An 8,130-nucleotide genomic window follows, 5' to 3' on the forward strand; every position below is an offset into this window, starting at 1 on the left:
GCCCTCTCACGGCGGTAACACCGGTTCAAATCCGGTACGGGGTACGAAGTGGGGGGGGGGGGGGGGGGGGGGGTGGGGGGGGGGGGGGGGGGGGGGGGGGGCGGGCGGGGGCCGCCCGGGACCGGTGGGTCACACGTCGATGATCGGGTTCAGGTGCTGGTCGGCGAAGCGGGTGCGCAGGAACTCGGAGTGCACCTCGAGGGAGCGGGACACCCCCGCCACCATGTCCTGCTCGATGCGCTCGATGCCGTCGCCCAGCACGGTGAGCTGCTGGTCCACGCTGCGCAGGTTCTCCTGGGCGTCCCGGCGGGCGTCGCCGCGGAAGGTGGCGAGGAAGCCGATGGTGTCCTCCGCGGCGTCCACCAGCTCGGGCACGTACCGGGTGGCCATGCCCAAGAGCATGGTGACCTCCCCGGCCGAGGGCCGCAGGGTCTGGATCGACTCGGATCCGGCCAGGGCGTCGATGCGCACCAGCAGGGAGTCCACGTGCTCCAGCACCTGCAGGGAGGTGGGATCGGAGGTGCTGGTGCGCAGGTCGCGGGTGCGGCCGCGGGTCTCGGCAGTGGCGTGCAGGATCTGCTCGAGCACCTCCCGGGTGGACTCGGGGATGTCCACGCCGCTGGTGAGCAGGGGACTGGGCGTGGGCCGCAGCGAGTACAGGATCCCGCCGGTGCCGCCCGCGGTCACCACACCCGCGCCGATTGCGGTGATCACTGCCACCGGGGCAGCGAGCACCCCGGCCACCCCGAGCGCTGCCACGGCGAAGGCCGCAGCGGAGCCGCTCAGCAGCGGCACCCCGACGCTCAGCAGGGGGTTGCGGCGGGGGTGGGCGAGCTCCTTCGAGGTGGAGGTGGAACCGGGGGAGTGGACCTTCCCCTCGAGCGGCTTCTGGGCCGGCCCCCACAGGTCGCGGCGCTCTGCGGTGGCCTTCCACGGCAGGTCCATGTCGCCGGGAAGCGTGGCGCGGGGGGCGGCGCCGCCAGCCCCATCGGAGTGGGCGGGGTGTCCGCCAGCAGCCGGGGCGTCACCGCCGGGGTTGCCTGGCCGTGCCGGGGCGTCGCCACCGGGCGCGGAGCCGTTGTGTGTGGGCGCGCTCGGCTGGGAGGGCGCGTGCTGGCCCTCCGGCATCGGCTGCAGGGCCGACGGTCCGTTCTCCTCGCTCACGCTCACCCGCCTCGTCTCCGGTCGCTGATCCGGCTCGCTCGAAGGCTACCGCGTACGGCTGGGATACCGCAGAGGGGACTCCAGCGGCCCGCTCCGACCTCTCGCCTCAGGGCCGCGACCCGCCGCCGCGCCTGATCCCCGCGGCCTGCGGGGCCGGGATCTCGGCATCGAAGGGGATCATCGGCCGGTCGATGTGGGAGTGGCCCAGGCGCACCAGGTCCTGGTCCACGCCGCCCGGGGTGAGGGCCAACAGCCAGTCGGCGGCGGCCTCGTACTGGTCCGGCTCCAGGTAGCCCATCTTCACGGTGACCACGTCGAACCCGGTCATCGACAGCCCCAGCCGCTCGAACATGCCGGTGGTGGCGAACTGGGAGCGGCGGGCGGTGACCACCACCGTCAGGCCCGACAGCTGCTGAGTGTCGGCGTCGCTGGCTACGGTCCCCCCGGCCTCGGCTGCGGTCTCGGCGCCGCGGCCGGTCCGGTCCGCGGTGTCGCTCGAGGGCACCAGCACCCGCAGCACGGCGGCGCGACCGGTGGCAGGCGAGTCGTCCAATGCCACCACCTCGGCGCGCAGCGGCACCGGGCCGGGCGCGCTGGCATCGATCCTGCCCCCGACGACGAACTCGCCGCGACCGCCCACGCCCAGCTCCCAGGCAGTGTCGGTGGAGGCCGGATCGACCAGGGACACCATCAGGGCGCTCACCTGCGCTGAGCGAATCTCCTCGCGCTCCAGCAGCTGGGCCAGGCAGTACGTGGTGTCGTCGGCGCCGCCCGCGCCGGGGTTGTCCCCGGAGTCGGAGATCCAGAACGGCCGCTTCTCGCTGGCGATCGCCTGGTCCAGGCAGTCCGCGAAGCTGCCGGTGGGGGCCACGAACTCGAAGTCATGCCGCGCCTCCCACACCGCGGTGGCCAGCTCCAGTGCGGCGGCGTCCACCGCATCCGCGTCGGCCCCGAAGGCCACGATCGCGGCCTTGCAGCGGTGCTGGTCGGCCCAGGCGAAGCCCACCCAGTACGACACGTCGGTCACGCCCTCACGCGCGGTGAGCTCGGGGATGCGGCCGTAGATGGACCGGGCCGGTTCGATGCGGGTGGAAGTCTTCTCCCCGGGCAGCAGCACCGGCACGTGCACCAGCGCCTTGTGGGGCAGCGCGCCACCGGCCATCACAGCGGCGGTCGCGTCCACCAGGTCGCGCAGGCCCCGCTCGCGGGTCTCCCAGGCGTCGATGTGCGGGGCGTGACGGTAGCAGGTGAGCAGGTCACAGGCGTCGAACAGGGTCTCGGAGACGTTGCCGTGCAGGTCCATCGCGGTGCCCACCACCACGTCCGGGCCGATGACCTCACGGATCGCGGAGATCAGGTCCCCTTCGGCGTCCTCCAGGCCCACCACGCTCATCGCGCCGTGGATGTCGAAGTAGAACCCGTCCAGCGGCGCCTCGGCGTGGGCGGCGGCCAGTCCCTCGCAGATCTCCTGCTTCCACCCCTCATACACCTCACGCACCAGCTGACCCCCGGGAAGGGCACGGGCGTGCAGGACGCCCACGTAGTCGGCCGGCTCCCGCAGCGCCTTTCCCGAGGCGGAGCCCCCGGTGAAGAAGGGGTAGCGGTCCAGGATCTGCTCGGTTCCGCGGCGCACCTCGAAGTCCTCCGCGGAGGAGCGGTACGGGGTGAAGGTGGAGGACTCGATGGCGATACCGGCGATGCCGATACGGGGCCTGCGAGACTCAGACCTGTGGGGCTCGGTGCGACGGTTCATGAGGAGGCCCTCCCGGACTTAAGCGGTTGATGGCGGGTGGGGCTATCCTCGCAGCAGCAAGTGAGGTACACAAATGTGTACACGTTGGTGGTATCCTTTCGCCATGGCGATCACCCAGGTACGAACCAGCCGCGAAGCCCGCGAGGAGATCGGCGCTGCCCTCGCCCGGTTCCAGGTCGAGGGGGTGACGGCCGAGCCCCTCGTCTTCGGCGCGCACCGCAAGCCCCAGGCAGCCATCATCCCCTTCGAGCTCTACGAGCGTCTCGAATCGATCCTCGAGGACCTCGAACTCGCCGAGACCCTCGCGTCCCGTATGAGCCAGCCGTCCTCCGACAGCGACTCTCTCCTGACCGAGCTCGGCTTCGACCCCGCTGACTCCGCGTGAGCCTCCCTTTCCGCTGGATCCCGGCGTTCAAGGACGATCTCAAGGCGCTGCCGAAGGACGTCCAGAAAGCAGCGATCGAGACGATGTTCTCGCTCGCGCGCGGGGAGCAGAGAGGTGCTCCGCTGTTCGATCCTCCCGCTATCGGTGACCTCTCCGATTGCCGGAAGGTGTACCTCGACCCGGATCCCGAACACGCCACCAGGCCCCGATACCGCCTGGTCTATCGCGAGCGACACGGTGGGCTCCACGGGATGATGGTCGAGGCCATCGCCGCCGGTGAGCGATACGACATGGATGCTTACGTACGCGCCGCAGCCAACCTTGGGCGCACCTCCAGGTAGGTGCCACGACTCCCGATACGGTGGTCTCGCGCCCCCCCCACCTCCAGGAGACCCTGATGATCAGCTTCGATGACCGCCACGGCCCCGAGGGTGCCGCCCCCGCGAGCGCCTACCCCGATCTCACCGTCCCGGACTGGTACCGCGACGCCAAGTTCGGCATCTTCATCCACTGGGGCCTGTACTCGGTGCCCGGCTGGGCCGACGTGCTGGACCGCTCCGACGTCACCGAGGACAACGCCTACGCCCGCCACCAGTACGCCGAGTGGTACGCCAACACCGTGCGCATCGAGGGCAGCCCCACCCGCGAGCGGCACCTGAAGCTGTTCGGGGAGGACCACGACTACGAGGACTTCGCCGACTCGTGGGAACCGATCCGGTCCAGCCCCGCCGCCATGGTGCAGCTGGCCCGCAAGGCCGGCGCGAAGTACCTGGTGCCCACCTCCAAGCACCACGACGGCTTCTGCCTGTGGGACAGCCAGACCACCGACTTCACCGCTGCCCACCACAAGCCGGGCCGTGACCTGATCGCGAAGCTCGAGGAGGCCGCTCGTGCTGCCGGTCTGCGCTTCGGCCTGTACTACTCGGGCGCCCTGGACTGGCACGAGAGCGACTTCGGGCCCATCACCTCCCACGAGGAGCTGTTCTCCTTCCGCCGCAATGACGAGGAGTTCGCGGCCTTCGCCGCCGCCCAGCTGCGCGAGCTGATCGACAGGTTCTCCCCGGACATCCTGTGGAACGACATCGACTGGCCCGATGCCGGCAAGCACGACGGCCCAAACTCCCTGCAGCAGATCTTCCGCGAGTACTTCGAGAAGGTGCCCGGCGGCATGGTCAACGACCGCTGGGGCGTGCCCGTGCACGGCGTGGCCACCCGCGAGTATCAGGACGTCGACTCCGTGCAGGACGAGGTGTTCGAGGCCACCCGCGGCCTGGGCCTGAGCTTCGGCTTCAACCACGACGAATCCGCCGAGCACGCCCTGACGGGCGCTGAGGTGATCCGTCTGCTGGTGGACGTGGTCTCCAAGAACGGCAACCTGCTGCTGAACATCGGCCCCCGCGCCGACGGCACCATCCCCGAGCTGCAGACCCTCGCCCTGGAGGAGCTGGGCGCGTGGATCAACGAGTACGGCGAGGCGATCTATGCGACCCGCCCCTGGACGCACGAGGCCGTGCGCATCCCGCCGGAGGGTGTGCGGTTCACCCGCGGGACCGACGGCACCGGCCAGGAGCAGCTGCACGTGCTGCTGCTGGACCCCGAGGCCGGCGAGGTGCGGCTCAGCGCCGAGGTCTCCGCCGCGATCCGTGAGCTCGCCGAGGTGCCCGAGCGCGGCGAGAAGAAGGGCGCCGCCGATGGCGCCAGCGACGGCACCGACGATGCGGCCGGTTCGGTCGACCCGGGTGAGCGGGAGGACGCCGACCGGGCCGACGACTCCCGGAACGTTTCCGACGGGCCCGACCGCGACGACGACGAGGACCAGGAGAAGGCACCCGCCGCCGCCCACGTGGACGGCGACACCGTGGTGCTCACCCCCGGGGACACCGACGATCCGGTCGCGGTGGTGACGCTGCGGGTGAAGTGAGGGCGGGGCTGGACTCGGTCTCGATGGCGATATAGCTTCGGGGTCGAAGTCCCCGGCGTACGCCTCTGTCGAACTTGAGTCGGCATGCAGCCGGGGTTTTCTTTTCCCAGGTTAACGAGACCCCGCTCCGTTGTGGTGCCCTGTGGATGGCGGTGCACCGCATTCCGATATGGACATGCCTCAGCCCGGGGTCTGCAGCCACTGCCTGACGCGCTGTTCCAGGTCTGCATCGTCGGTCGCTTCGAGCACGGTGCCAACGGCGGCCTCGTCCTGCAGGGCCTGGATCAGGTGTTGCAGGGCGTCCAGCTGGGCGTGGGCTTCGCGCAGCACCAGCATCACCACCAGGCGCACCGGCACCGTCGCCCCGCCGGAACCGCCTATCTCCCCGAAGTCCACAGGTTCGCGCAGGGTGGCCACCGCGATGCCCGGCTCGATCACGTGCTCCGGGTCGGTGTGGGGGATCGCTGCGGGGATCACCGTGGGCAGGCCCGTCGGGTATCTGCGCTCCCGCTCCAATACCGCGGCCTCGAAGCCAGCGGTGACCGCACCCGAGGCGAGCAGACGCGCAGCGAGGGCACGCAGCACCGCCTCCACGGCGGAACGGCCCTCTCCGCCCGCACCCCCGATCCCGTCTGTCCCGCCCGTCTCCTCGGCCTCGCCGGGGCCGGTGACGTCGAGGCCTGCGATGGCTGCGTTCGGCAGTATCCGGAGGACGCTGCGCTTGGTGCTGTCGTCGTCGCTGGTGCTGCCCGAGGTGCTCGTGTTCTGCTCGTTCATGCGGGTGCTCCGTCCCGGCCGTCCACCGGGGACGCGATGGTGGCCTGCCCTGCTTCGGGGTGGACCTGGATCCTCCCACGCCCGTGACCGTCAGCGGCCCTCCGGGATCGGGATGCGGCGGCTGTCCTGCCGCACGGAACCGTCGATGACGTAGCGCCGCAGGATCTCGAAGGCCTGATCGGTGCTCCAGGTGGTGGCTGCATGGGTGGGGCACAGCTGCTGCACCCAGCCGCGCCCATCGGACAGCTCGACCCGGTGCTCGCCCGGGCCCACCGGCTTCAGCTGTGCCCACAACTGGGGCCGGCGCGCGTTCTGCACGATCAGATGGTCATCGGTGCCGTGGCTGACCACCTCGGCCAGCACCTCGCCCAGGTGGGTCCACGACCTGAGGGGCAGGAACTCATCGGAGGGCGCCCCGAGGACGCTGGTCTGGAACTGGTAGTGGAACTCCTCGGACTCGGTCCACAGGGACATGAGCAGGTCCAGCTCCAGGTCGACGTCGAGGTTGCTGAGAGTAGTGGTGGGGGCGGTCGGGGCGGTGGGGAGCATGGTGCTCATGAGGTTCTCCTCGGTCGTAGGTCGACGGCCAGATGGCCTGTCGGTGATGACTACGCCGGTGATCCGGGCTCCAGAGGAACTGATCGACAGGAGCCCGGCACGCGGCGTTCAACAGGAGAGAACCACCAGTCGCCGACGAACGGAAACGCCGTCATGATGCCGACGCCGTGTCGTGTACCGCGAAACGGTCGGACCGCCCACTGACCGGCGCCACGCTGAAAGTTTCAGCGTGTGAACAGCGCTTATAGCCGCATCAGGGGACGCATGTCAGCGGTGTACGGGGACATGGATCCCGGCTCGAACGGACATCAGTGACCCAGGCCACCCGCGAGGGTTCTCACGAAACGGGAGGGTGGATCTGTCACTCCTCCTGTTCGGCCGGGCGGTCCTTCCGGACGGCATCGCGGAACGCGCGAGCACCGAGGGACAGGCGCCCAGCACCATCGCGGACGCGTTCTGCGGTGCCGGTGCCGAAGTCCTTCACCGTGTGCACGCCGTCGGCACCCTTCTCGATGGCCTTGTTCCGGGCCTCAACCGCCGCGGTGCGCCAGCGCTTGGCCTCTGGCGAATCGTGTCCGTCCTCGATATCCAGGGCGGTCTGGAATGCCAACACGTCCCCGGTGATCGTGGTGGACGAGGTGAGCGCAGCGCGGGCCGGACGGGGCGAGAGCAGGACCTTGGCGTTGGCGCGATCTCCAACCACGTTCATCCGCTCGAGGATCTGCTCGGTGGAGCGATGGAGCGTTGCCAGGCGGTTCTGCCTCGCAAGGGCAAGACCCCGACGATGATCGACGAGGTGGTCCGGATCGGTCTCCATCACGTGATCGAGCTCGAGCACGGTGATCGCTTCCTGCAGGTGGCTGCAGTGAGCGATCACGTGGAGCCAGTCACGGACGTCGGGCTCGACCTCGGCGACGGTGCTGACCATCTCCTTGATGCTCGACGTCTCGACCTTGTTAGCAAGAGCGTCCAGCTGACGGAGGGCATAGGCCTGCGTGCGCGCAACCGTGAGCGCCGTGGCCTGCACCTTCGACCAGGTGACGGCCGATACATGCCCGACTTCGGCACGCACCGTCATGGCCTCGTCCAGGAGAAGATCCACCCCGATCATGTCGGCGAGGACGGCGTCCTTGTGCGCACGCAGAACGTCGTCGATCTTGGTATCGATGACCTCGAGGTAGTCCTGGATCTTCTCCATCGACTTCTCCGCCGCCATCTGGAGCATCGTCGCTCCGAGTATCGCGAGGGTGGCGGGATTCGACAGCGACACCGCGGAGACGGACACGAACTGGAGGTTCTTCGCAAACTTGCCGTCGGCCGCCCGCAGGGAAGCGTGGAGGAGACCGGTGGTCGAGTTGCGCGTCATCGGCAGCTTCTTCATGGCCGCGGCGGACTCGTCGGCCAGCTTCAGCCACTTCCCGGACTGGGCGGTGGCGGCCGAGGCCGCCTGGGCTACTCGGCCAGCAGCTCGCAGTTGCTCGGAGCGGCGGCCCAGCCCCATGTCCGTCCCGGACAGTCCGTGCGATGTCAGGAAGGCGTCCACCAGTCCCGGTTCGCCGATGACGGCAATGC

Annotated in this window: 8 protein-coding genes; 3 read left to right on the plus strand and 5 right to left on the minus strand. The window is 69.8% G+C overall.

The window, feature by feature from the left end:
* Positions 1-129 precede the first annotated feature (129 nt).
* Together M3B01_RS14040 and M3B01_RS14045 are read right to left on the minus strand one after the other, a co-directional pair.
* Positions 130-1,164, minus strand: a complete 1,035-nt coding sequence (locus tag M3B01_RS14040) for a hypothetical protein (RefSeq protein ID WP_259793096.1) — start codon at positions 1,162-1,164, stop codon at positions 130-132.
* Between the two features lie 106 nt (positions 1,165-1,270).
* Complete coding sequence (locus tag M3B01_RS14045) at positions 1,271-2,917, minus strand: M81 family metallopeptidase (protein WP_259793099.1); 1,647 nt, start codon at positions 2,915-2,917, stop codon at positions 1,271-1,273.
* 103 nt (positions 2,918-3,020) lie between these two features.
* Here M3B01_RS14045 and M3B01_RS14050 point away from each other — a divergent pair, with 103 nt between their 5' ends.
* The 3 genes from M3B01_RS14050 to M3B01_RS14060 are packed head-to-tail and all read left to right on the plus strand — an operon-like array spanning position 3,021 to position 5,223.
* Entirely contained in the window at positions 3,021-3,302 is a 282-nt protein-coding gene (locus M3B01_RS14050) for a type II toxin-antitoxin system Phd/YefM family antitoxin (protein ID WP_259793102.1), read from the plus strand.
* On the plus strand, positions 3,299-3,643 hold the full coding sequence (locus M3B01_RS14055; RefSeq protein ID WP_259793104.1) for a hypothetical protein: 345 nt from the start codon (positions 3,299-3,301) through the stop codon (positions 3,641-3,643). Before M3B01_RS14050 ends, M3B01_RS14055 begins: the two co-directional genes overlap by 4 nt.
* A gap of 56 nt (positions 3,644-3,699) precedes the next feature.
* A complete protein-coding gene (locus M3B01_RS14060; RefSeq protein WP_259793106.1) occupies positions 3,700-5,223 on the plus strand; it encodes an alpha-L-fucosidase in 1,524 nt (507 codons plus the stop codon).
* Between the two features lie 180 nt (positions 5,224-5,403).
* Here M3B01_RS14060 and M3B01_RS14065 read toward each other — a convergent pair whose 3' ends face one another.
* From M3B01_RS14065 to M3B01_RS14075, 3 genes are all read right to left on the minus strand, one after another.
* Entirely contained in the window at positions 5,404-6,000 is a 597-nt protein-coding gene (locus M3B01_RS14065; protein ID WP_259793109.1) for a PTS sugar transporter subunit IIA, read from the minus strand.
* Between the two features lie 90 nt (positions 6,001-6,090).
* Positions 6,091-6,558: a hypothetical protein gene (locus M3B01_RS14070; RefSeq protein WP_259793112.1), complete on the minus strand. Its 468-nt coding sequence runs from the start codon at positions 6,556-6,558 to the stop codon at positions 6,091-6,093.
* 361 nt (positions 6,559-6,919) lie between these two features.
* On the minus strand, positions 6,920-8,130 hold a 1,211-nt coding region (locus M3B01_RS14075; protein ID WP_259793113.1), incomplete at its 5' end, for a hypothetical protein.

The sequence above is a fragment of the Brachybacterium sp. p3-SID957 genome (genome assembly GCF_025144775.1).
Taxonomy (GTDB): Bacteria; Actinomycetota; Actinomycetes; order Actinomycetales; family Dermabacteraceae; genus Brachybacterium; species Brachybacterium epidermidis.